Source organism: Pseudomonas brassicacearum subsp. neoaurantiaca (assembly GCF_013608025.1).
Taxonomy (GTDB): Bacteria; Pseudomonadota; Gammaproteobacteria; order Pseudomonadales; family Pseudomonadaceae; genus Aquipseudomonas.
In genome coordinates this window covers 3,546-24,957 of record NZ_VDLV01000037.1, presented here as the reverse complement: position 1 = coordinate 24,957, position 21,412 = coordinate 3,546, and the positions used below count along the sequence as shown (strand labels likewise).

The following is a 21,412-nucleotide window of genomic DNA, read 5'->3' as shown; positions in this document are numbered from 1 at the left end:
GATTCCACCTTATTAGAATGAGGTTTTCACGTAGAGCGAGACGAAGTCGCGGTCGGCCAACGACTGTCCGTAACTGAAATTGCCGTCCTCGCGCAGCCCGGCTTTTGGTGCGCCGAAGAAATTCACGTAGTTGAGGCCGACATCCCAGGTTTGCAGGTAGGTGGCTTTGAGGCCGACGCTCCAGTCGCCGGAATGGGTGTTGCCGAAGCCGGACTTGTTGACCGCCGATGAGCGGCCATCGAGCACAATTCCCATGCCGATCGGCACAGTCAGGTCGATCCCGTCGATGATCTGGAAGTACGCCGGTTCCATCAGGACGCGGAGCGCCGTGGCATCGCGGGTAGTGTTGGAATCCAGTGCGGCCGCGTTTTCAGTCACGCTCAAGGTGCGGTTCCACGCCAGTTCGGCCAAGGCCGAGCCGCCATCCCAGAACGCGGTGGGCGACAACAGGTAAATCGCCGACAGGTTGGCGTGGGCCGTCTTGCCCCTGGCGAACAGCGCATTGTCACCGCCATCGGCTTCCACGCCGGGCGCCACCACTTGCAGGTTGCTCACCAGCGGCGCGTTCCAGCGCACCGAGGTTTCACCGGCGAAGTTGAACGGACCGTAGGCAGTGGAGAAGCTCATGCCAGCGGTCTTGATGTCTTCGGCATAGACCTGGCGATAGGACCCCAGGATCGGCAACCCGCTGGCCGCCGCAGCCGGGCCGTCCAGGTAGGCGTACAAGCCGATCGGCGCTTTGTCGTGGTACTGGGCCGCGTAGAAACCCAGCTCCAATTCAGTGCCGCTCGGTTTGAAGCGGATCTGCATACCGCCCTGCCCCGAGTTACGCGGTTTCAGGTCGCCGCCATTCACCGTGTCGTTGCCGAACACTTCGCGCAGCGGACCACTGCCGTAACCGATGGCATCGACATCGCTCAGGTAGCTACCGGCGCCGGGCAGGTTGGAACGTTCCCACTCGAACTGATAGTAGGCGCCCACCGACAGCTGCGGGTTGATCTGCAACTGCCCGGAAATCTGATTGACCGGCCGCAGGATTTCCTTGAATTGTGTGCCCGGCACGCTGAGCAGCTTGACCACATCGGTCGGCCCCTGGGCATTGGCGATGCCGTTACCGCCGTAGAACAGGCTTTCGCCGTAGATCAGGCTGTGCCGCCCCAGGCGCGCGACACCTTGGGAGTCTTCACCGAGGTCACCGCGCAAGAACACGAAGGCGTCAAGAATCTCGGCGTCGCGACCGTGGAGCTCGCGGGTTTTGCTGAGGAAATGCGGTTGTTCGCTGCTGTCGGTGTCCTGGTTGTAGATATCGTCATACCAGGCCGCGCCGCTCACGCGCAGGCCATAGTTTTGCCGGCTGAGGTCCATTTCGGAAAACAGGTCCAGGCGGTTGGAGACCAGGCCACTGCTGAAATTCTTGTCGCCCTGGCTCTGGATCGACGGGTACAGCCCGTTGGCGGTGGGCGCGTTGGTCAAGCGACTGTCCTGCCCATGCAGGCGCCAGGCCTGGCTGTACTTGATGGTGTTGTCCCAGCGCAGTTTCCAGTCCGAGTCGCCCAGGTCCATTTGCATGGCCTCGACCGTCTCGACCATCACACCGGTGCTGCATAACGCCAGGAACAGGGCGCACTGCTTGAAACCAAAGCAATCTTTGACGTTATCCATGGAGGCTTCTCATTATTGTTATTTTCGGATAGCGGCTTGCACCGCGTGCTACGGATAAGCCCTTCAGATGTAGGTGGACGCCAATCCACCATCGACCGGCAGGTTGACGCCGTTGATCCAGCGCGACTCGTCGGCACACAGGAAGGCAATCACCGCCGCCACCTCATCGGCGTAGGCAGGACGTTTCATGCGATGGGCATCGGCCTGGGTCCGTGCCTCGCCGAGCATGCTTACAAAATCGTCAAGGATGGGCGTGAACACCGGGCCTGGCGCGACGCTGTTCATGCGCACCGAATGTTCGAGGAACCAGGGCTGGGCCTGCACGTAGGTCCAGACGATCAAGGCTTCCTTGAAGTACTGGTAGCAGGTCTGGTCCGGCACCGGATGCTCGGCCAGCCAGGCTTGCCCGGCGGAAAAGCCTTCGATGCGCGCCAACGCCTTGTGCTGCTCCAGGCGCAACGGCCACTCGGCACCGAGGATCGAGGCGATATTGACGATGCTGCCGCCGGCGTTGATGCGCGGCAGCAACGCTTGGCTCAAGTGGCGCAACCCCAGGTAGTTGACCCGCGCCAACAGTTGCGGATTTGCGGTGCCGGGGACCCCGGCAATGTTGCACAGGCTGTCGAACCGTGCGGGTAGCTGCGGCAGCAGCCGGTCGATGTTCTCGGCGCTGCTCAAATCGCCTTGCACAAAACCGTCGAGGGTCATATGGGGCGCCTTGAGGTCGACGCCGATCACCTGGGCGCCCTGGGCTCGCAGCAGGCTTGCCGTGGCGGCGCCGATGCCCGACGAGACGCCGGTCACCAGCACAATCTTGTTGTCGAGTTTCATGTTGAGTCCTCTTATTATTTTTGTCTGCTCGCAGGGCCTTCAGCTCATCAGCCCCGATACAACCGGCTTGTCAGAAGGGGTAGATCGGCGCCTTGTCCTTGACCGTCACCCACTGCCATTGGGTGTACTCATCCCAGTCCGCCGGGCCGCCAACGCTGCCGCCATTGCCCGAGGCGCCGCGCCCGCCGAACGGGTTGATGCACTCATCGGCGACGGTCTGGTCGTTGATGTGCAACATGCCGCACTGCAAGCGCTCGCCGATTGCCATGGCCCGGCCAACCGACGGTGAAATGACCGCCGCTGCCAAGCCGTACTCGGTGCGATTGGCCAACTCGACGGCTTCGTCATCCGTGGCGAAGCTGACCACCGTTGCCACAGGTCCGAACACCTCTTCGTCGAAGGCGCGCATGCCAGGCTTTACGCCGCTGAGCACGGTGGCCTGATAAAACAGCCGGTCGTGATTGCCGCCGGCTTCCAGCCGGGCCCCGGCGCGCACGCTGTCGCTGACGATGTCGTGGACCCGTTGCAACTGGCGCTGATTGATCAGCGGGCCCAGTGCCGCTTCGCCCAGGGCGGCGTTGCCGACGGTCAAGGCCTGGGCCTTTTCCACGAGCCTGCGGGTCAGCTCGGCAGCAATGGATTCATGGGCGAGGATCAAGCCGGTGGCCATGCAAATCTGGCCTTGGTGCAGCCAGGAGCCCCACGCCGCGTTATGGGCCGCAAGGTCGAGGTCGGCGTCTTCCAGGATGATCAACGGGTTCTTGCCGCCCAGCTCCAGCGCGACTTTCTTCAGGTTGCGCCCGGCCACCTCAGCGACCTTGCGCCCGGCACCGGTGGAACCGGTAAAAGCGATCATGCGCACGTTGGGATCGCGACACAGCGCCTCACCGGCGTCCGCCCCTCCGGGCAACACTTGCAGCAAGCCCTTGGGCAAGCCTGCGGCTTCGAACAACCGGGCAATGAGAAAACCGCCACTCACCGGGGTTTGTGGGTCCGGCTTGAGCACCACCGCGTTGCCCGCCGCCAAGGCCGGCGCAACGGAACGCATGGACAGCACCAGGGGAAAGTTGAAAGGCGAAATCACCCCGACCACGCCATGGGGCTGGCGACGCGCATAAGACAAGCGCCCGGCTTCGCTGGGCAGCACCACCCCGTGGGCCTGGGACAACATGCCCGCTGCCTGATGCAGCAACACAATCGCTTCGCGCACCTCATGCTGGCCCTTGAACAGCGCCGCGCCGGTTTCCCGGGCGACGTACAGCGCCAGTTCGTCAAAGGCCTGCAAGGCCACGTCGGCGGCCTTGCGGAAGATCGCCGCGCGTTGCCGCGGGCCCACTGCCGCCCACGCCGGTTGGGCCAGGGCAGCATCACGACTGGCCTTGGCAATGTCGGCGGTGTCCGCAGTGGCGCTGTACATCAACCGCTCACCCGTGGCCGGTTCGATGATCGAATACATCGGGCCCGAGGCCTTCACCCAATCACCATTGAAGACACATTCCGACTCGATCACCTGGGACAGCAGTTGGCTTTTGGATGCAGACATTTAAAACTCCCGGCTCTTTATTGTTGTCGTCGTTCGCCGCACCTGGAAGGCATCGAGGCAAACGCCGTGCAAGTGCTTGAGCAAGCGCTGTGCCGGTTTATGCCGGAGCGTTTGATAAACCTCACGCAAGGCTCTGGCTCGGGTGTCTCAGCCTGATGCGGCGTGGATGGAGTGTTCGCCAACCTGGCCATTGGCCAACCACCGCTTGTTCATTTGATAAAGTTATGCTTAATAACTATCTCGCCAGGTGATCATTTCGATCATCCCGCCATCAGGGGCATAACAATGAACAACCCCCACTGTCCGTTGCCGGATCATCGCTTCGCCGGCGAACCGTTTCGTCCGAGGGGCGACAGCAACGAGCTGAACGACAGCAGCTCACCCACCCCGGCGGAGTTGGCGGACTGCCTGTTCTTTTCTCCCGACGACGGGCGCATCTGGCTCAACGATCAACGCATGTTGCTGCTGCACAGCTCGTCGTTCGGCGCCCTGCGCCGGGAAATCATCGGGCGCCTGGGGCTGGAACAGGCGCGCGGAATGCTCACCCGCACGGGCTATACCTCTGGAGCCAGAGACGCCCGGCTGATTCGCGAACGCTGGCCGCGGGCCGATGCCGCCGCCGTGTTTCGCGCCGGCACCTATCTGCATACGCTGGAGGGCATGACCAAGGTCGAACCGCTGCACTTCAAGTTCGATGCGGACTCGGGGTTCTATGAAGGCGAATTTCTCTGGCACCACTCTTGCGAGGCCGACGAGCATATCGCCGCCTTCGGCACCGGGCAGGACCCGGTGTGTTGGACCGAGCTGGGCTACGCCACCGGTTTCGTCAGCGGCCTGTTTGGGCAACTGGTGATCTTTCGCGAAGAGGAATGCCGGGGCATGGGGCATGAACGCTGCCGGGTCGTTGGCAAGACCGCCGAGCAATGGGGCGACATCGAGCGCGACCTGAGTTACCTCAACGCCTCGCAACCGGCGGTGGCCCTGGCGCCGGGCGCTCGGACCGAGGGCGTCGCCACCAGCGTTCCACTGTCGGACAGCGAACAGCCCTTGATCGGCGCCAGTGCGACATTCAATGCCGCGACCCAGGCCTTGCAGCGAGTAGCCTTGACGCCAGCCACCGTTTTGGTCAGCGGCGAGTCCGGGGTGGGCAAGGAAATGTTCGCGCGTCAATTGCACCAACTGAGCCGGCGCCGCGACGGCCCGTTCATCGCACTCAACTGTGCGGCCATCCCGGACAACCTGATCGAAGCCGAACTGTTCGGCGTCGAGCGCGGTGCCTACACCGGGGCGACCCATTCTCGTCCCGGTCGTTTCGAACGGGCCAATGGCGGCACGTTGTTCCTCGATGAAATCACCTGCCTGAGCCTGGCTGGCCAGGGCAAGTTGCTGCGCGCATTGCAAGAACGGGAAATCGAGCGAGTCGGCGGTGGACATGGGATCAAGGTCGATGTGCGGGTCGTCGCGGCAACCAACATCGACATGCGCAAAGCCGTGGCCAAGGGTGACTTTCGAGAAGACCTGTTCTACCGGCTCAACGTCTATCCCATCGCCCTGCCGCCTCTGCGCGAACGCCGCGATGATATCCCTTTGCTGATCAACGCCTTCCTCAAGCGATTTTGCCTGGAATATGGCCGTACACCCGTGGGCCTGACCATGCGCGCCTTGAAGACGCTGCTGCGCTATGACTTCCCCGGAAACGTGCGGGAATTGCAAAACCTCATCGAGCGCGGCTTGATTGCCAGCGAGGAAGGCCAGGCCATCGACCTGGTGCATCTGTTTCGGGATGAGCGACTGCCTGTGGATGCGTATTCGGTGGACGGCAACGGCGGGCTCTCGCCAGCGGCCAAGCCTGCGAGCGATGGCGCGACCAAGATTTCGCTGCTGCAGACACTCAGCCAGTCGGGTGCAAGTTTCACCATTGATGGCCTGGAGTCGCGCCTGATCAACGAAGCCTTGCAACTGAGCGACGGCAACCTCGCCGCGGCTTCCCGGTCGTTGGGGCTGAGCCGGGCGCAGTTCGCCTATCGCTTGAAAAAGCATCAACTCGCGAGCGACGCATGAGCACTGTCCAGGCATCCATGGCGAGGGAGTAAGGGGCCTGCTTCGCAGGCCAGCGGGAGCAAGCTCCCTCGCCACAGTTTTTTGTCGAGGCTCAGTCCGTCGTGCCCGGCGCGATGACGCTGCGGCGATAGTCGCTGGGCGTCTGGTTCGTTTCGATGCGGAAGTGCCGATTGAAGTTGGACAGGTTGTTGTAGCCGACTTCAAAACAGATGTCAGTCACGGCCATTTCACTGTGTGACAACAACCGACAGGCACGCTGGACACGGAGCTTGCGCATCAGGTCGATGAATCCGTGCCCGGTGACGCGTTTGAAGAATCGTGAAAAGCCAGGTTCGCTCATGCCCAGTTGCCGGGCGATCACCGACACGCGCAAATCACCGGTGAGTTCGGCTTGCAGGTATTCGAAGGCTTTCTGGATGCGCGCCGAGCTGCGGGCATCCAGGGCTGGCGCATAGCACGGGCTTGCCAGGCATTGAACCTCGCGCTCGCGGGCACGACCGAGGGTATCGAGCAGTTCGAAAAACAATGCCAGGCGCGTCAGCCCTTGGGCCGGTCCGATCGCTTCGAGCAGGTACGCCGCCTGGCGCGCGGTGTCGCCGCTGAAGGCCAGGCCTCGCCGGGCGCGCTCGAACAATCGGTGCAAATCCCCCAGTTCCGGCAACGCCTGACGCATCGACATCAGCGCTGCACCGTCGAACTGCAACACCACGTCGCGCCCAGCCAGGCATTCGCCCGGCGCCAGGTCCCCCATCCAGTCGTGGGGCAAATCCGGACCGATCATCGCCACATGGCCTGGCCCGAAGGGGCCGATGTAGTCACCTGCCAGGAGCCTGCCGCTGCCGTGGCGAATCAGGTGAATCTCAAATTCCGGGTGGTGGTTCCAACGCGCCATCGCGTAGGGATAGTCATGCTCGTACCAGCGAAAGCTGTGTTCGGGCTCGGGCAGGATGACCTCCAGTTCGGCCGGTCGCTGGTCGTACAGGAGCGTTCGGTGATCAGGCATGTCGCGCCTCTTTATCGTGATTGCGAGCACCTTACGCCGAGAGCGCGGCGGTTCGCCAGCCTCGGTGCCGACAGCCCACCGGTACTTTTTTAACACGCGCCCGCCCTTCCCCGCGGCGTTAAAAAAGTATCTGCGGACGGTCCTCCCTGCGTTTGTAGGCTTCCCCAGGCACTGCTGTAATCGCCCTGGCCCCCAATAACAGGACTTGCCTCATGAAACGACTGGAAGGAAAAAGCGCCCTGGTCACCGGCGCCGCCCGCGGTATCGGCCGAACGTTCGCCGAGGCCTACATCAATGAAGGCGCGACGGTTGCCATTGCCGATATCGACCTTGGGCGTGCCCAAGACGCTGCCACTGAACTGGGCGACATGGCCTATGCGATCAAGATGGACGTAACTGACCAGGCGTCGATTGACGGCGCCATCGATGCTGTCGTGGCCCGGGCAGGCAAGCTGGACATCCTGATCAACAACGCGGCGTTGTTCGACCTGGCGCCCATCGTCGAGATCACCCGGGAGAGTTACGAGCGACTGTTTTCCATCAATGTCGCCGGCGCCCTGTTCACGCTGCAAGCCGCCGCGCGGCAGATGATCCGCCAGGGCCACGGTGGCCGGATCATCAACATGGCGAGCCAGGCCGGCCGACGTGGCGAGGCCTTGGTGGCGGTCTACTGTGCTTCCAAGGCTGCCGTGATCAGCCTGACCCAATCCGCCGGGCTGGATTTGATCAAGCACCGGATCAACGTCAACGCCATCGCGCCCGGCGTGGTGGATGGCGAACATTGGGACGGTGTCGACGCGTTGTTCGCTCGCCATGAGAACTTGCCATTGGGGGAAAAGAAGCGGCTGGTCGGACAGCAGGTCCCGTATGGCCGGATGGGCACCGCGCAAGACCTGGTCGGCATGGCGATTTTCCTGGCTTCGGCGGAGAGCGAATACGTGGTGGCCCAGACCTATAACGTCGACGGCGGTAACTGGATGAACTGACGCGCCGGAAGTTTTATGGCCTTGAGACGACGAAAATGGACCTATTCGCCTGAAAATTGATCCCACTACTTGAGGATCATCCCGAACGGTACCCAACGGTGCCGTTCCAAGGGATTTCAAGAGAGCGTGAATACCGTTGCCCCAGCGGGGCAAAAATTGCGCATCATAGGCGCCGTCCGCTCAAGGGAGATTTACATGCGTGCCATTTTTTCCGTCATGCGTCTTGCCGCGCTGTCGCTGGGACTGGTCTTTGCCGCCAGCGCAGCAGCCACCGAAGAGACGCAACTGGTCGAGTCCATCAACCTCTACCGCAGCCAGTCCCAAAGCTGCGCAGGCCAGGCCTCCCTGGAATTGCCGCCGTTGGCGATGGATTCAAGGTTGATCCTGTCGGCCAATGGCATTGGCGATCTGCAACAGGCGTTGGCACGGGCGGCGTACCCGATGGTCAATGTGCAGGCCATCAGCCTGTCCGGTCCTCGGGACGCCCAGGCCGCGATGAAGGCGGTGCAGGAAAGCTTCTGCCAAGTCGTTCTGGACCCGCAGTTCGTCGACATCGGCGTCAGCCGCCTGGACCGGGAATGGCGCATCGTGCTGGCCCGCCCGCTGTTGTCGGCGCGCCTCGGGGATTGGCAGGCCGAAGGCCAGAAGCTGCTCAAGCTGATCAACAGTGCCCGCGCGCAGCCACGCCGCTGCGGCACCGAAGCGTTTGCGGCGACGACACCGCTGGCCTGGAATGCCACGCTGGCCCTGGCAGCCGTCAATCACACCCGCGCCATGGCCAACAACAACTTCTTCGACCACAAGGACCGCGATGGGCGCATGCCCGGGGATCGCGCTGAGCTGGCCGGTTACCTGGGCCAGGCCATCGGCGAAAACATCGCCGCCGGGCAGGACACGGCGCTGAAGGTGGTGGACGGATGGCTGGCGAGCCCGGGGCACTGCGCCAACCTGATGAATCCGCAATTTCGCGAGTTGGGGGCCGGGTATGCGATGGACCCGAAGAGCGATGCGGGGATTTATTGGACGGCGATGTTTGGTACTCAGTAGTTATGTTGACCGTGCTTTCGCCATCGCGAGCAAGCTCGCTCCCACAAAGGGATGCCGCAATCAGTGTGGGAGCGAGCTTGCTCGCGATGGCAGCGCATCGGGTCTTACTCCTGCCGCAATACCCGCCGCACATGCCCCATGAACTGGCTCAACGACGGTGATGGCGCCACGGGTTTGCGCTGCAGCAAGCCAATCGAACGCTTTGCCGGCTGGTCGATGGCAGTGACAGCGCACTGCTCGCCGATGTTGAACACTGCCGTGCAACTGGCCGGCAACAGCGAAAACCCCAAGCCTTCACGAACCAGGGCCGTGGCGGTGCTCATGTGCGCCACTTCCCACGCCGGCACCGGGTCAACGTTCAGATAACGCAACGCCGCATCCGCCAACGGGCGAATACTGGTGTCCGGCGTCAGGGCGATATAGGGCTGCTGCTTCCAATCGTGGTGATGGTCGTGGTGGCTGAGCAAGACCAGGTTGTCATCCAGCAGGCGCTCGAAGCTCAGGCCTGACAGGTCGTCCGGCAGCGAGCTGATGCCGGCGTCCACCTCCCCGCGCTGCACCCAACCCATTATTTCCCCCGCGCGGCCATCGAGCAGGCGCACATCCACGCCCGGGTGCTCACGTTGGAACGAGGCGATGACCACCGGCAAAAACGACGCCGCAGCGGTGGGCAACGCCGCCAACCGAAGCGTGCCGCGGCTCAGGCTGAGGGTGTCGCGGGCATCGCGCACGGCATCGTCCATATCCCGCAGCATGCGCCGGGCCTGGGGCAGGAAATGCTCGCCGGCCGGTGTCAGCTCGACACTGCGAGTGTTGCGCGCCAGTAACTGCAACCCCATGCTTTCTTCCAGCTTGCGGATGCTGTAGCTCAGCGCCGGCTGGGACAGGTGCAATTGTTCAGCCGTGCGGGTGAAGCTGGAAGTTTCAGCGATCAGGATAAAGGCGCGAAGCTGACGGAAGGATACGTTCATGGCCCGCTCATAAAATTAATGGATCAATTGATTCTACCTTTAAAATTCACAGAACAATCCCGCCTCTCCACTATAGGGCCACCCTTCAGTGGAAAATGGACATGACAAAAACAATTCTCGTCGGGTGTGGCGCCGGTTTTGCCAATGATCGGCCTGACGCCGCCCTGCGCCTGGCCCAGGACTTGGCACAACGCAGCGGCCCGCGCTACATCATGCTGGAGCTGCTGGCGGAGCGGACCCTGGCCGAAGCGCAACTGCGCAAGCGCCTCGATCCACAGGCAGGCTATTCCGCTCGGTTGTTCGATTTCCTCGAACCCATGCTCGATCTGTGCATCGGAGCCGGGATCCCGATTATCACCAACGGCGGCGCCGCCAACCCGAGGGCGGCCGCCCAGCGACTGCGCCAAACTTTGGCGGGCCGCTTCCCAGGGCTGAAAATCGCCTGTGTGCTGGGTGACGACCTGCTGGAAGAAACGCCTCCTCGCTACGAACAATGGCTGTCATCAGCCCCGCAGGAACAGCCTGTGTCCGTGAACGTCTACACCGGCGCCGACGGAATCGTCCAGGCCTTGGCCGAGGGCGCCGGCATCGTCCTGTGTGGCCGTGTCGCCGATCCCTCGCTGGCGGTCGGTGCCATCCGTCATGGGTTGGGTTGGAAAGCCGACGATTGGCAGAAAATCGCCGTCGCCACGGCGGCCGGCCACCTCTTGGAGTGCTGCACCCAGGTCACCGGCGGTTATTTTGCCCATCCCGGGATGAAAGACATTCCAGACCCGGCCAATCTCGGCTGTCCAATTGCCGAGATCCACGAGGACGGCCGCTTGATCATCGGCAAGACCCGCCACAGCGGCGGCCGGGTCAGCGAGCAAACCGTGAAGGAGCAGCTTCTTTATGAAGTCCACGACCCACGACGCTACCTGACGCCAGACGTTGTACTGGACCTTGGCGAAGCCCGCGTGCAGGACCTCGGCGAGGACCGCGTCGAGATCAGCGGCCTGCTCGGCCATCCACGCCCCGACACCCTGAAAGGCTTGGCGGGCGTGCGCGGCCTGTGGTTCGGCGAAGCGGAAATATCCTATGCCGGCCCCGGCGCCTTGGCGCGTGCGGCACTGGCGCGCGAAATCCTGCTAGAACGTTTCGACCGGTTGGCACCCGGCGTGCAACCCTGGATCGATCTGTCCGGCGTCGCCAGCCTGTTCAACGATCAGGGCGGGCGTTATTTGCAAAAACAGTTGGCCCAGGCACCGGCCCTTGAAGACGTGCGCGTACGCATCGGCCTGACCCACACCGACCGGCCCTTGCTCGAAGCCCTACTGGCGGAAGTCGAGTCGCTCTACACCAACGGGCCGGCGGGCGGCGGTGGCGTCCGGCGCCATCTCGCCGAGGCCGTGACAACCCGCAGCTTCCTACTGCCGCGTGATGAAATCCACACGACTCTGGAGTGGTACTGATGAACCTTGTCACCCTCGCTGATTTCGCCCATGCCCGTGCCGGCGACAAAGGCAATATTCTCAGCATCGCGGTGTTTCCCCACGACGCGGCCCACTACGCCTGGTTGCTACAGACGCTGACCTGCGAGCGGGTCGCCGAGCAATTCGCGACGCGACAACCCTCCACGGTGCACCGCTATGAACTGCCGAACCTGAACGCGCTGAACTTCGTCCTCGAGGATGCCCTGGAGGGCGGCGTGAACCGCAGCTGCGGCCTGGACCGCCACGGCAAGAGCTTGAGTTACCTGCTGTTGGCCTTGCGCCTGCCCGGCCCGGCGGACTGACCGATCCATCGTTTGCGATCCATCCGACAACAATAAAAAGAGAGGCTGCAACATGATTACAACCCTGGGTTTCCTGATGATGCTCGCCATCATCGGCTTGATATTGCTGCGCCGGATCAGCCCTGTGGTGGCGTTCACCACCCTCCCCGTCATCGTCTGCCTGCTCGCAGGCTTCAATCTTGGCCAAATCGGCGAATTCATCAAGGCCGGCCTGATCACGGTGGCCCCGACCGCCGCGCTGTTCTTGTTTGCGATCCTGTTCTTCGGCCTCATGCGTGACCGGGGATTGTTCGATCCGCTGGTCAACCTGCTGATCCGCAGCACGGGCGGCAAGCCGCTGGCCGTGGCGTTGGTGACGGTGCTGGTGACGTCCGTGGTGCATCTCGACGGCGTTGGCGCCGCCACGTTCCTGCTGACCATTCCCGCGCTGCTGCCCTTGTACAAACGCCTGAACATGAGCCCGGCGATGTTGCTGTGCCTGGTGGGCACCACGGCGGGCGTGATCAATATGGTGCCTTGGGGCGGCACGACCGCCCGCGCCGCCGCCGTGTCAGGCCTGGATGCCACCGCGCTGTGGCTGGGTTTGCTGCCGGTGCAGATGGTGGGCCTGGCGTGCATGCTCGGGGTGGCGACGGTATTGGGCTTGCGCGCCCAGCGTCGCCAACCGATGTCGCTGGGTGCGGCCGCGACGTGTGATGTAGACGGCCTGCAAACCCAAGGCCGCGAATTCAGCCTCTCTCCCCGGGAGCTGCGCTACTGGCTGAACGTGGCCCTGACGGGTGGCATCCTGGTGTGCCTGTTCACCGGCATTTTCCCCTTGTATGCGTGTTTCATGGTGGGACTGGGCATCGCCCTGCCCTTGAACTTCCCATCCCTGGACGCCCAGGCCGATCGCCTCAAGGCCCACGCGTCCGATGCGCTGCAGATGGTCCTGGTGATGATGGCCGCCGCCGTGCTGCTGGGCGTGCTGTCCGGCGCGAAGATGTCCGATGGCATGGCGTTGGCGCTGATCAATATCCTGCCTGCCGGCTCTGCCCAATACCTGCACGTGATCGTCGGTTTCTTTGGCGTGCCCTTGGGCATGATCTTCTCGCCGGATGCCTACTATTTCGCCCTGCTGCCGGTGATCAAGGACGTGGCCGCCGCAGCTGGCGTTCCCCTTGAAGCCGTGGCACGGGCCATGTTGATCGGCGAGAACACCGGATTCTCCATCAGCCCCGTAGTGCCCAGCGTGTACCTGGCACTGGCACTGTCCGGCGTGGAACTGCGCAAGCACATGGCCTATACGTTTTTCTGGGCCTGGGGCGTCAGCCTGGCGATGCTCGCCTTCGCCGTGGTGACCGGCGCGGTACAGGTCTGAGCTTCAAGGGTGGGCCTGGAAGATCAACGACCGATGTGCGCCCGAGCCCGCCCTCACTCCATCGCCAACGGCGAGCGCAACCGAGCCGAACGGCATCGCCGCGTCGCCACAGGCAAAGACGCCGGGGACGCTGGTTTCCCGGGTCATCGGGTCGGTCTGAATGAAGGCCCCGAGCGGGCCTTCCTCAAAGCTGCAACCCAGGGACGTGGCGAGTGAACCGGCAACGCGGGTATGCGGCAAGACAAACAGACCGTCAACAGTGATCAAACGCCCGTCCGCCAGCTTCACGTTGGCCCGGTCGCCTTCAATACGTTCGACCCGTTCCCCCACCAGGGTTACACCGCGTTGCGCCAAGCTGTCCTGTTGCTCGTGGTCAGGCTCGAACACGCCATTGGTAAAGAACGTCGTCGGACCCCAGTCAGGCAGCATCAAGGCATGGTGCAGCGACATCGGCGACGTCGCCAGCACGCCAATCGGCCCTTGCTCCAACTCATAACCGTGGCAATACGGACAATGGAAAACGCTTTTTCCCCAGCGCTCCGCCAGCCCTGGCACGTCTGGCAACTCATCGATCACGCCGGTGGCGAGCAACAGGCGTTTGGCACTGTAGCGTTGCCTGCGGGCCGTCTCGATGACGAACCCGTTTGCGTCCCTGGCGGCATTCGTCGCGTTATCCGACGCCCATTCCACGGTTGGATAGTCCATGAGCTGGGCGCGGGCGTCGTTAACGATGTCGCCTGGAGCACGACCGTCCTGTCCGAGAAATCCATGGGATGTCGCGGCAAACCGATTGCGACGCTGGCCGGCGTCGATCACCAATACCCTTTGTCGGGCCCGGGCCAATTGAAGCCCCGCGGACAGGCCGGCGTAGCTGCCGCCAACGATGATGATGTCGTATTCCATGAGCGATCTCCGTTTTTCGAGGGGCTGGGGATTTCTCGAAACATCGTAAGTATCTTGAAAAGCGTCTGTCAACAGTCTCGTAACTTTTGCGATTACAGGCGATACTCGGCCCAGTTCACTTCCGGACCCGCTCATGAGAAACGACACCCGCCTATCGCGCATGCTGCACGTCTTGATCCATATGGATCGCCACCAGCAATCGGCGACCTCCGACACCCTCGCCCAGATGCTGGGCACCAACCCGGTGGTGGTGCGCCGGACCATGGCGTTGCTCAAGGAGCGGGGATATGTCACTTCGGAGAAAGGTCATCGTGGTGGCTGGAGCCTGGCCAAGCCGTTGGCGCAGATGACCCTGCTGGACATTCACCAGGCGTTGGGCAGCACGTCGATCTTTGCCATTGGCCTGTCCACTGATCATCCGCAATGCCTGGTGGAACAAGCAGTGAATGCGGCGCTGACGGATGCGTTCGATGAAGCCCAGGCGTTGCTGCTCAAGCGTTTGGGGAGCATTACGTTGGCGCAGTTGGCGGAGGATTTTGACGCGCGGTTTCGCAATGACCCCAAGGTTGAGCATCACCTCTGACCCCTGTGGGAGCGGGCTTGACCGCGAAGGCGTTGGCACATCCAAACATTATCTATTCAGGTGAATCGCATTCGCGAGCAGGCTCGCTCCCACTAGGGATAATCGGGCGCACATAAAAAAACGCCGCTCATTTGAGCGGCGTTTTTTGTACCAGACCAGACAGCGTCCGGTTTACAGCGCCATGTCAGCGGCTGGATTGGCTTCCCGAGCAGCAGCCGGCTTGGCCGGCGCTACAGGGGTCACAGCCTTGCCGATGGCAGGAGGCGGGTCCAGTTGCAGGACTTCGCTGGTGTAGGCCCATTCCTGCGCGACACGCTCAGGGCTGTCGTTCAGCTTGGTGCCGTAGCTCGGTACGATCTGGTGCAGTTTTTCCTGCCAGGCCGGGGTGGCTACCTTGTCCTTGAAGACCTTCTCAAGCACGCTTAGCATGATCGGCGCGGCGGTCGAAGCGCCTGGCGAAGCACCCAGCAGGCCGGCGATGCTGCCGTCCTGGGAAGCGACAACTTCGGTGCCGAGTTTCAGCACGCCGCCCTTCTCTTCGTCACGCTTGATGATCTGCACACGCTGGCCGGCTTGCCACAGGCGCCAGTCTTCCTGCTTGGCGTCCGGGAAGTATTCCTTCAGCGCGTTGAAGCGGTCTTCGTCCGACAGCATCAGTTGGCCGGCCAGGTATTCCACCAGCGGGTACTGTTCGATGCCAACCTTGGTCATCGGCCACACGTTGTGGGTCGTGGTGCTGGACAGCAGGTCAAAGTACGAACCGTTTTTCAGGAACTTGGTGGAGAACGTGGCGAATGGGCCAAACAGGATCACGCGCTTGCCATCGAGCACGCGAGTGTCCAGGTGTGGAACCGACATTGGCGGTGCGCCCACCGAAGCCTTGCCGTAGGCCTTCGCCAGGTGCATCTGGGCGACGGTCGGGTTTTCGGTCACCAGGAACGAACCACCCACCGGGAAACCGGCGTATTCACGGGCTTCCGGAATGTCGGATTTCTGCAGCAGGTGCAGCGCGCCGCCACCGGCACCGATGAAGACGAACTTGGCATCGGTCTCGGTTTCGGTACCGTCTTTCAGGTTCTTGTACGAAACGCGCCAGGATCCGTCTTCGTTGCGGGTGATTTCTTCCACTTCGCTGGACAGCTTGAGGGAGAAGTTCGGCTTGGATTGCAGGTAAGCCGCGAACTGGCGCGTGATTTCGCCAAAGTTCACATCAGTACCCAACGGACTCCAGGTGGCCGCGACCTTCTGGCTCGGGTCACGTCCTTGCATCATCAGCGGCACCCACTTGCTGATCTGCGCAGGATCTTCGGAGTACTGCATGCCGGCGAACAACGGGCTGGCCTGGAGGGCTTCGTAGCGCTTCTTCAGGAACTCGATGTTTTCGTCGCCCCACAGGAAACTCATGTGCGGCGTGGAGTTGATGAACGAACGCGGATTCTTCAGCACGCCGTTCTTGACCTGCCAGGACCAGAACTGACGGGAAATCTGAAAGGCTTCGTTGATTTCGATGGCCTTGGAGATGTCGACCTTGCCGTCCTTTTCCGGGGTGTAGTTCAACTCGGCCAACGCGGAGTGCCCGGTACCGGCGTTGTTCCAGCCGTTGGAGCTCTCTTCGGCAACACCGTCCAGGCGCTCGACCATTTCCATGGTCCAGCCCGGCTCCAGTTCATTGAGCCAGACACCGAGGGTCGAACTCATGATGCCGCCACCAATGAGCAAGACATCGACTTTCTTCGGCTCGGCGGCATGCGTGGTCGCAAGACCCATCGCCATCGCCAGGCCCAGCAGCGCCGTGTGTGTTTTCTTCAACATGTTTGTATCCCTAGATAAAACGCCATTCCCTCCCACAGTCACGATCATGCATAAACCTCGCCCAATGCCAGGTCGGCGGACGGGTATCGAATGGACTGAAGGAAGGACCTACAGGGGCCGAGCGAATCGGCCTCGCATTTATGTCTCTCCGGCGCTGACTTCTTGTAGGTCTTGGCTTCAGCTGGGTGAGGGACACTGCAAAACGGTCTAGATCGGGCCTGCCGTGGCCGTGCCCGATTGTCGCAGCGGGGGGGAGTTTACAGAATGAACCAAACAGACCGAAGCGCATTTTTGCATTCCTGACAAAAACGCCGACCAAATGACGGCGTTTTAGTGGCTCGCTTGCGTCCCGTAAATGCGGCGCTCCCGCCAATTCAGAGGTATTTGAGGAGAGAGATATCGCGACGGCGTTGTTTCAAGGAGGCGAACCAACGCGTCGGAAAGAACAGCACGACGCCCAGCACTGCACTCCACAACCAAACCATTGGCAACTGATCGAAGCCGAAATAGGCGCCTTGATTGGTCCCCCAGATCAGGACTGCCACCAGGTACATGGCCTTCAGCACGTAGAGGTGCAAGAGGTAGAAAAACATCGGCGCGCCACCGTAGATCGCCAGTACCGCAATGCTTCCGCGCTCCTGGGCTTTTTCGAACAGCGCCAGCAGGATCAAGCCCAATCCAAGCGTCGGCAGTAGGAACATCAAGGATGGCGGGTATTTCGTCGCGCTCATGAAACTCATGAATGTGCGCAGCGCGTCGCCGGTCTGCACCCAGGGCTTGTCACCGTAGACGTTGGCATAGCGGATCAGCAAGAAGGCGATCAACAGGCCGGTGCCGACCGTGAACAACCGCCGCAATCTCACGGCCGGGTCCGCATCCTTGGCGAACCAAGGCCCGATGCCCCACCCCAGCAGGATCACGCCAATCCATGGCAGCACCGGATACGTCGTGCGAGCACGGGTGAATTCGGTGATGTCGATGAACGCTCGTTGATGAAGAATCGACCAGGGCACAAAAAATGGCGAGTCCGGCCCCAGCACAATACCGTCCAGCAGGTTATGCCCGGCGACGATGGCGACCCCAAGCACAATCAGCCAACTGCGCTTGAAATGGAGCAGCGCCGCCAGGACGATCATGCAGATCCCGATGCACCAGATCACTTGCAACCACAGCGTCTTCGGCGGGAACTCGGCGTTCCAGGCAAAACACACGAACGTGAGTTCCAGGAATACCAGGAACAGGCCGCGCTTGAGCAGGAACACCGATGTCTCGCCGGCCGTGTGCTTCTGGCTGTACAGCCATGCCGATAAACCAGTGAGAAAGATGAACACCGGGGCACAAAGCGTGCTGAGCAAACGGGTGAAAAACAGGTCCGGTGTCACGCTCAGGGCATCGATGGGGTCGGTGACCTGGCGATGTAGGAGAAATGTTTCGCGCACATGGTCAACCAGCATCAGCAACATGACGAACCCCCTCAGGGCGTCGATGGCGAGCAGGCGTGTGGCGGTTTTTGCTGTGCTGGATGCAAGGGTCGGCGTGATGACAGCGGCTGGGCTTGTCGCGCTTGTGGATAGGCTCATCGGGGTACTCGGGCAGTCGTTGGTCCGTGCAAGGCCAGGAATGAGAATTCCTGCCAAACGAAAGCGGATAACATAACACATATTATCGTATTCACCCGAAGAACCTGTGGGAGCGAGCTTGCTCGCGATGGCGATGTCACAGGCCGCCTAGCTTCGCCTGACGCAACGCTATCGCGAGCAAGCTCGCTCCCACAGGTCCTGTCTAGGCTGACTACCCGAGCAACTGGCTCAATACCGCTCGCAACTTGCCTGGCTTGACCGGTTTGTTGAGCAGCGGCGCGTTCAGTTTGCGCAGGGCGCGGCGGCACTGATCGCTGCGGTCGGCGGTGATGATCACGGCGGGAATCGCCTGCTGGAAATGCTCACGAAGATGCCTGACCACCTCGCAGCCGACCACCCCGTGGTCGAGGTGGAAATCCGCCAGTACCAACTCCGGAGCGCGACCTTGCAGGGCGTCGAAGGCAGCCGCTTCATCGGTGGCGGTCAACACCTCGCAGCCCCACTGCTCCAGCAGCGCCGCCATGCTTTGCAGGATGCTTACCTCGTTATCGATGACCAGCAGCCGGCGTCCCGGCAGCGGATTGCCCGCCACCGCCTGCACCGGAACCTGGGACATGGGCAGCGGTCGTTCGGCGGACAGCGGCACTTCGATGCTGAACACCGAACCGCGTCCTGGCCGGGAGCGCACCTGCACCCGATAGCCGAGGATATGGGCGATACGCTCGACGATCGCCAGCCCGAGGCCCACGCCCTTGCGATCCGCCGCTCGACCGACGTCCAGTTGATTGAATTCGAGGAAAATCGACTCCAGGCAGTCGGCGGCAATGCCGCGCCCGGTGTCCCAGACCTCCAGGCTCAAGTGCCCTCCCCGCCGCCGCGCCGCCAGGAGAATGCCGCCCTGGTCGGTATAGCGACAGGCGTTGCTGAGTAGATTGCGCAGGATGCGGGTCATCAGCCGCAAGTCGGTCAGCACCGCTTCGTCGCCGAACCGCACGCGCAGTTCCAGGCCTGCGGCACCGGCCACCGACTGGAATTCGGACGTCAGCGGCGCCAACAGCTCATCCAGCCGATAAGGCGCCAGGTCTGGCTTGACGGCGGCTTGATCCAACCGGGAAATGTCCAGCAGGTCGGCGAGCAGATCTTCAGCGCCTTCAAGCGCCTGGTGCGTGCGTTCCACAAGCACATGCTCGGCACTGGGCAGTTGTCGCTCGCGCAAGGTCGCGATCAGCAATCGCGCAGCATTCAGGGGTTGCAGCAGGTCATGGCTGGCGGCGGCCAGGTATTTATCCTTGCTGCGGTTGGCCGCCTGGGCCGCGTCCCGGGCATCGCGCAACTGTTGCTCGACCAACTTGCGCTGGGCGATCTGCTGCTGCAGGTTGTGGTTGGCCTCCAGCAACGCATCGGTGCGTTCGGCCACCCGTTGTTCCAGTTGATCGTTGAGCTGTTGCAAGCGTTGCCGGGCCTGCTCCAGCTCATCGAGACGCGCCGCCAATTCCGGGTAATGACTCTTGCGTGTCGAGTGGTTGCCCAACCCCAGCAAGCCCGCCAAGGCTTTCTGCTGCTCGTCAGAGGGCTTCGCCATAGACGACCTCGACATCCCGCTGGCTCGACTCCCGAGGGTTGGTAAGAATGCACGGGTCATCCATCGCATGCTGCGACAGGAACGGAATGTCCGAGGTGCTCACGCCGTGCAGCCCGAGGGTTTCGTGGAAACCGATGGTGCGCTTGAGGGCGATCAGGTGTTCCACCAGCCGGGTGCGGATCTGCCGATGGTTGAGCCCACGGCAATCGATGCCCAGGGTCTCGGCGATCACTTTGAAGCGGTCCGGCGCCGAGTTGTAGTTGAACGCCACCACGTGTTCCACCAGCACCGCGTTGCACAAACCGTGGGGCAGGTCGAGAAAACCGCCCAGGCTGTGGGACATCGCGTGCACCGCGCCGAGGATCGCGTTGGAAAACGCCAACCCGGCCTGCATGCTGCCGAGCATGATCTTTTCCCGCAAGGCGACGTCCGCCGGATTGGCGATCATCTGCACCAGGTTATTGTTGATCAGGCGCATCGCTTCCAGCGCGTGGGGATCGGTCAGCGGTCCGTGGCCGGTGGAGACGAACGCCTCGATCGCATGCACCAACGCATCGATGCCGGTACAGGCCGACAGGAACGGGTCCATGCTCAGGGTCGTTTCCGGGTCGATCAACGACACGTCCGGCACCGCTGCCTTGCTGACGATGGAAAACTTCATGCGCTCTTGTTGGTTGGAGATGATGACGAACTGCGACACGTCGGCCGAGGTACCGGCCGTGGTAGGAATCAGGATCAGCGGCGGACTGGGCACATGCAGCGTGTCCACGCCTTCGAATTCAAGAATGTTGCGGCCATGGGCGACGACAATGCCGATGCCCTTGCCGCAGTCCATCGGGCTGCCGCCGCCAACCGCGACGATCACGTCACAGTGGTTTTCGCGGTACAGCTCGGCACCGAGCATGACTTCCTCGACCCGTGGGTTGGGCGAGACGGCGCTGTAGATGCAGTAATCGATGCCCTGGGCTTGCAGGCTGGCTTCGACGTCGCCGACCCAACCGGCGGCAATCACCCCGGGATCGGTGACCACCAGCACCTTGCGGGCGCCGAAGGTCTTGGCGTAGTTGCCGACGTTGTGCCGGCAGCCGGCACCGAACATGATTTCAGGGGAAACGAACTTGCGCAGCGGGCTGAGGCTCATCTTTTCAGTGGCGGGGCTCATGGGTAAGCCTGTTGTTATTGTCGAGGGATACGTTGAGCCTAAAGCATCCCGCCGTTAATGCAATCCGACCAATGGGTAGCCCGGCCTGAACGCGTCAAGCCGGGCCAGGCACTCATCGGTTGGCGAAGTACATCGTCACTTCAAAGCCAATACGCAGGTCGGTGTACGCGGGTTTAGTCCACATGGGTCTTTCCTCTTCTTGTACCGGGCGATTCCGGCAGGTTCATTAATGCACGGGGCGACCAGGGCCCGAATGCTACTTTCGAAGCGGTGGTTGGGGTGCGTTGGTATTACTGGATTTCACAATATTCCTGTGGGAGCGAGCTTGCTCGCGATAGCGGCCGACCAGTCAACATCGATGCTAGCTGGTCCGGCCTCATCGCGAGCAAGCTCGCTCCCACAGGGGAAATTGCTGTATCAGGTGATTAGAAGAACCCCAACGGATTAACGTCATAGCTCACCAGCAAGTTCTTGGTCTGCTGGTAATGGTCGAGCATCATCTTATGCGTTTCACGCCCGACGCCGGATTTCTTGTAGCCGCCGAACGCGGCA

19 protein-coding genes are annotated in these 21,412 nt (G+C 62.1%); 7 read left to right on the top strand and 12 right to left on the bottom strand.

Annotated features, from left to right (window positions below; all coding sequences use genetic code 11):
- Nucleotides 1-12: 12 nt before the first annotated feature.
- The 3 genes from FHK92_RS19575 to FHK92_RS19565 form a co-directional block, all read right to left on the bottom strand.
- Nucleotides 13-1,662 carry a DUF1302 domain-containing protein gene (locus tag FHK92_RS19575; RefSeq protein WP_181289498.1) on the bottom strand — a complete coding sequence of 550 codons (1,650 nt, stop codon included), beginning with the start codon at nucleotides 1,660-1,662 and terminating at the stop codon, nucleotides 13-15.
- Between the two features lie 63 nt (nucleotides 1,663-1,725).
- On the bottom strand, nucleotides 1,726-2,493 hold the full coding sequence (locus FHK92_RS19570; RefSeq protein ID WP_181289497.1) for a coniferyl-alcohol dehydrogenase: 768 nt from the start codon (nucleotides 2,491-2,493) through the stop codon (nucleotides 1,726-1,728).
- A gap of 70 nt (nucleotides 2,494-2,563) precedes the next feature.
- Nucleotides 2,564-4,036, bottom strand: coding sequence for a benzaldehyde dehydrogenase (locus FHK92_RS19565; RefSeq protein ID WP_181289496.1), 1,473 nt, complete (start codon nucleotides 4,034-4,036; stop codon nucleotides 2,564-2,566).
- A 285-nt stretch (nucleotides 4,037-4,321) separates the two neighbouring features.
- Between FHK92_RS19565 and FHK92_RS19560 the strand changes: the two genes are divergently transcribed.
- Nucleotides 4,322-6,097 carry a sigma-54-dependent Fis family transcriptional regulator gene (locus FHK92_RS19560; protein WP_181289495.1) on the top strand — a complete coding sequence of 592 codons (1,776 nt, stop codon included), beginning with the start codon at nucleotides 4,322-4,324 and terminating at the stop codon, nucleotides 6,095-6,097.
- Nucleotides 6,098-6,188: 91 nt separating this feature from the next.
- On the opposite strand, the gene FHK92_RS19555 is transcribed toward FHK92_RS19560, so the two are convergent.
- Nucleotides 6,189-7,100 (bottom strand): AraC family transcriptional regulator, encoded by a 912-nt coding sequence (locus FHK92_RS19555; protein WP_181289494.1) that lies wholly within the window; start codon nucleotides 7,098-7,100, stop codon nucleotides 6,189-6,191.
- A gap of 212 nt (nucleotides 7,101-7,312) precedes the next feature.
- On the opposite strand from FHK92_RS19555, the gene FHK92_RS19550 reads away from it, so the two are divergent.
- On the top strand, nucleotides 7,313-8,086 hold the full coding sequence (locus tag FHK92_RS19550; protein ID WP_181289493.1) for an L-iditol 2-dehydrogenase: 774 nt from the start codon (nucleotides 7,313-7,315) through the stop codon (nucleotides 8,084-8,086).
- Nucleotides 8,087-8,281: 195 nt separating this feature from the next.
- The gene (locus FHK92_RS19545; protein ID WP_181289492.1) at nucleotides 8,282-9,133 is read left to right on the top strand and encodes a CAP domain-containing protein; all 852 of its coding nucleotides are present in this window, start codon (nucleotides 8,282-8,284) and stop codon (nucleotides 9,131-9,133) included.
- Between the two features lie 104 nt (nucleotides 9,134-9,237).
- On the opposite strand, the gene FHK92_RS19540 is transcribed toward FHK92_RS19545, so the two are convergent.
- A complete protein-coding gene (locus FHK92_RS19540; protein ID WP_181289491.1) occupies nucleotides 9,238-10,104 on the bottom strand; it encodes a LysR family transcriptional regulator in 867 nt (288 codons plus the stop codon).
- Nucleotides 10,105-10,205: 101 nt separating this feature from the next.
- Here FHK92_RS19540 and FHK92_RS19535 point away from each other — a divergent pair, with 101 nt between their 5' ends.
- The 3 genes from FHK92_RS19535 to FHK92_RS19525 are packed head-to-tail and all read left to right on the top strand — an operon-like array spanning nucleotide 10,206 to nucleotide 13,238.
- Nucleotides 10,206-11,555 carry an acyclic terpene utilization AtuA family protein gene (locus tag FHK92_RS19535; RefSeq protein WP_181289490.1) on the top strand — a complete coding sequence of 450 codons (1,350 nt, stop codon included), beginning with the start codon at nucleotides 10,206-10,208 and terminating at the stop codon, nucleotides 11,553-11,555.
- The gene (locus FHK92_RS19530) at nucleotides 11,555-11,878 is read left to right on the top strand and encodes an AtuA-related protein (RefSeq protein ID WP_181289489.1); all 324 of its coding nucleotides are present in this window, start codon (nucleotides 11,555-11,557) and stop codon (nucleotides 11,876-11,878) included. The genes FHK92_RS19535 and FHK92_RS19530 overlap by 1 nt, the downstream gene beginning before the upstream one ends.
- A 52-nt stretch (nucleotides 11,879-11,930) precedes the next feature.
- Nucleotides 11,931-13,238 carry a CitMHS family transporter gene (locus FHK92_RS19525; RefSeq protein WP_181289488.1) on the top strand — a complete coding sequence of 436 codons (1,308 nt, stop codon included), beginning with the start codon at nucleotides 11,931-11,933 and terminating at the stop codon, nucleotides 13,236-13,238.
- A 3-nt stretch (nucleotides 13,239-13,241) separates the two neighbouring features.
- Here the strand turns inward: FHK92_RS19525 and FHK92_RS19520 are convergent, their stop codons facing one another.
- Nucleotides 13,242-14,141 carry an NAD(P)/FAD-dependent oxidoreductase gene (locus FHK92_RS19520; protein WP_181289487.1) on the bottom strand — a complete coding sequence of 300 codons (900 nt, stop codon included), beginning with the start codon at nucleotides 14,139-14,141 and terminating at the stop codon, nucleotides 13,242-13,244.
- 133 nt (nucleotides 14,142-14,274) lie between these two features.
- Here FHK92_RS19520 and FHK92_RS19515 point away from each other — a divergent pair, with 133 nt between their 5' ends.
- A complete protein-coding gene (locus FHK92_RS19515; protein ID WP_181289486.1) occupies nucleotides 14,275-14,724 on the top strand; it encodes an Rrf2 family transcriptional regulator in 450 nt (149 codons plus the stop codon).
- Nucleotides 14,725-14,895: 171 nt separating this feature from the next.
- Here the strand turns inward: FHK92_RS19515 and mqo are convergent, their stop codons facing one another.
- From mqo to FHK92_RS27850, 6 genes are all read right to left on the bottom strand, one after another.
- Nucleotides 14,896-16,536, bottom strand: coding sequence for a malate dehydrogenase (quinone) (gene mqo, locus FHK92_RS19510; RefSeq protein ID WP_181289485.1), 1,641 nt, complete (start codon nucleotides 16,534-16,536; stop codon nucleotides 14,896-14,898).
- Between the two features lie 374 nt (nucleotides 16,537-16,910).
- Nucleotides 16,911-18,116: a DUF1624 domain-containing protein gene (locus tag FHK92_RS19505; RefSeq protein ID WP_181289484.1), complete on the bottom strand. Its 1,206-nt coding sequence runs from the start codon at nucleotides 18,114-18,116 to the stop codon at nucleotides 16,911-16,913.
- Between the two features lie 211 nt (nucleotides 18,117-18,327).
- Complete coding sequence (locus FHK92_RS19500) at nucleotides 18,328-19,698, bottom strand: hybrid sensor histidine kinase/response regulator (protein WP_181289483.1); 1,371 nt, start codon at nucleotides 19,696-19,698, stop codon at nucleotides 18,328-18,330.
- Nucleotides 19,682-20,839 carry an alcohol dehydrogenase-like regulatory protein ErcA gene (ercA, locus tag FHK92_RS19495; RefSeq protein ID WP_181289614.1) on the bottom strand — a complete coding sequence of 386 codons (1,158 nt, stop codon included), beginning with the start codon at nucleotides 20,837-20,839 and terminating at the stop codon, nucleotides 19,682-19,684. The genes FHK92_RS19500 and ercA overlap by 17 nt, the downstream gene beginning before the upstream one ends.
- Nucleotides 20,840-20,972: 133 nt before the next feature.
- Nucleotides 20,973-21,044 carry a pyrroloquinoline quinone precursor peptide PqqA gene (pqqA, locus tag FHK92_RS19490; protein WP_003243383.1) on the bottom strand — a complete coding sequence of 24 codons (72 nt, stop codon included), beginning with the start codon at nucleotides 21,042-21,044 and terminating at the stop codon, nucleotides 20,973-20,975.
- Nucleotides 21,045-21,285: 241 nt separating this feature from the next.
- Nucleotides 21,286-21,412, bottom strand: a 127-nt coding sequence (locus FHK92_RS27850) for an aldehyde dehydrogenase family protein (RefSeq protein WP_258232700.1), incomplete at its 5' end; no start/stop codon positions are given.

Excerpts from the sequence above, each read along its gene's own strand:
- FHK92_RS19515 (WP_181289486.1), top strand. The coding sequence starts at position 14,275 with ATGAGAAACGACACCCGCCTATCGCGCATGCTGCACGTCTTGATCCAT.
- FHK92_RS19570 (WP_181289497.1), bottom strand. The coding sequence starts at position 2,493 with ATGAAACTCGACAACAAGATTGTGCTGGTGACCGGCGTCTCGTCGGGC.
- mqo (WP_181289485.1), bottom strand. The coding sequence starts at position 16,536 with ATGTTGAAGAAAACACACACGGCGCTGCTGGGCCTGGCGATGGCGATG.
- ercA (WP_181289614.1), bottom strand. The coding sequence starts at position 20,839 with ATGAGCCTCAGCCCGCTGCGCAAGTTCGTTTCCCCTGAAATCATGTTC.
- FHK92_RS19505 (WP_181289484.1), bottom strand. The coding sequence starts at position 18,116 with ATGAGCCTATCCACAAGCGCGACAAGCCCAGCCGCTGTCATCACGCCG.
- FHK92_RS19555 (WP_181289494.1), bottom strand. The coding sequence starts at position 7,100 with ATGCCTGATCACCGAACGCTCCTGTACGACCAGCGACCGGCCGAACTG.
- FHK92_RS19545 (WP_181289492.1), top strand. The coding sequence starts at position 8,282 with ATGCGTGCCATTTTTTCCGTCATGCGTCTTGCCGCGCTGTCGCTGGGA.
- FHK92_RS19530 (WP_181289489.1), top strand. The coding sequence starts at position 11,555 with ATGAACCTTGTCACCCTCGCTGATTTCGCCCATGCCCGTGCCGGCGAC.
- FHK92_RS19520 (WP_181289487.1), bottom strand. The coding sequence starts at position 14,141 with ATGGAATACGACATCATCATCGTTGGCGGCAGCTACGCCGGCCTGTCC.
- FHK92_RS19550 (WP_181289493.1), top strand. The coding sequence starts at position 7,313 with ATGAAACGACTGGAAGGAAAAAGCGCCCTGGTCACCGGCGCCGCCCGC.
- FHK92_RS19560 (WP_181289495.1), top strand. The coding sequence starts at position 4,322 with ATGAACAACCCCCACTGTCCGTTGCCGGATCATCGCTTCGCCGGCGAA.
- FHK92_RS19500 (WP_181289483.1), bottom strand. The coding sequence starts at position 19,698 with ATGGCGAAGCCCTCTGACGAGCAGCAGAAAGCCTTGGCGGGCTTGCTG.
- FHK92_RS19540 (WP_181289491.1), bottom strand. The coding sequence starts at position 10,104 with ATGAACGTATCCTTCCGTCAGCTTCGCGCCTTTATCCTGATCGCTGAA.
- FHK92_RS19565 (WP_181289496.1), bottom strand. The coding sequence starts at position 4,036 with ATGTCTGCATCCAAAAGCCAACTGCTGTCCCAGGTGATCGAGTCGGAA.
- FHK92_RS19575 (WP_181289498.1), bottom strand. The coding sequence starts at position 1,662 with ATGGATAACGTCAAAGATTGCTTTGGTTTCAAGCAGTGCGCCCTGTTC.
- FHK92_RS19535 (WP_181289490.1), top strand. The coding sequence starts at position 10,206 with ATGACAAAAACAATTCTCGTCGGGTGTGGCGCCGGTTTTGCCAATGAT.
- FHK92_RS19525 (WP_181289488.1), top strand. The coding sequence starts at position 11,931 with ATGATTACAACCCTGGGTTTCCTGATGATGCTCGCCATCATCGGCTTG.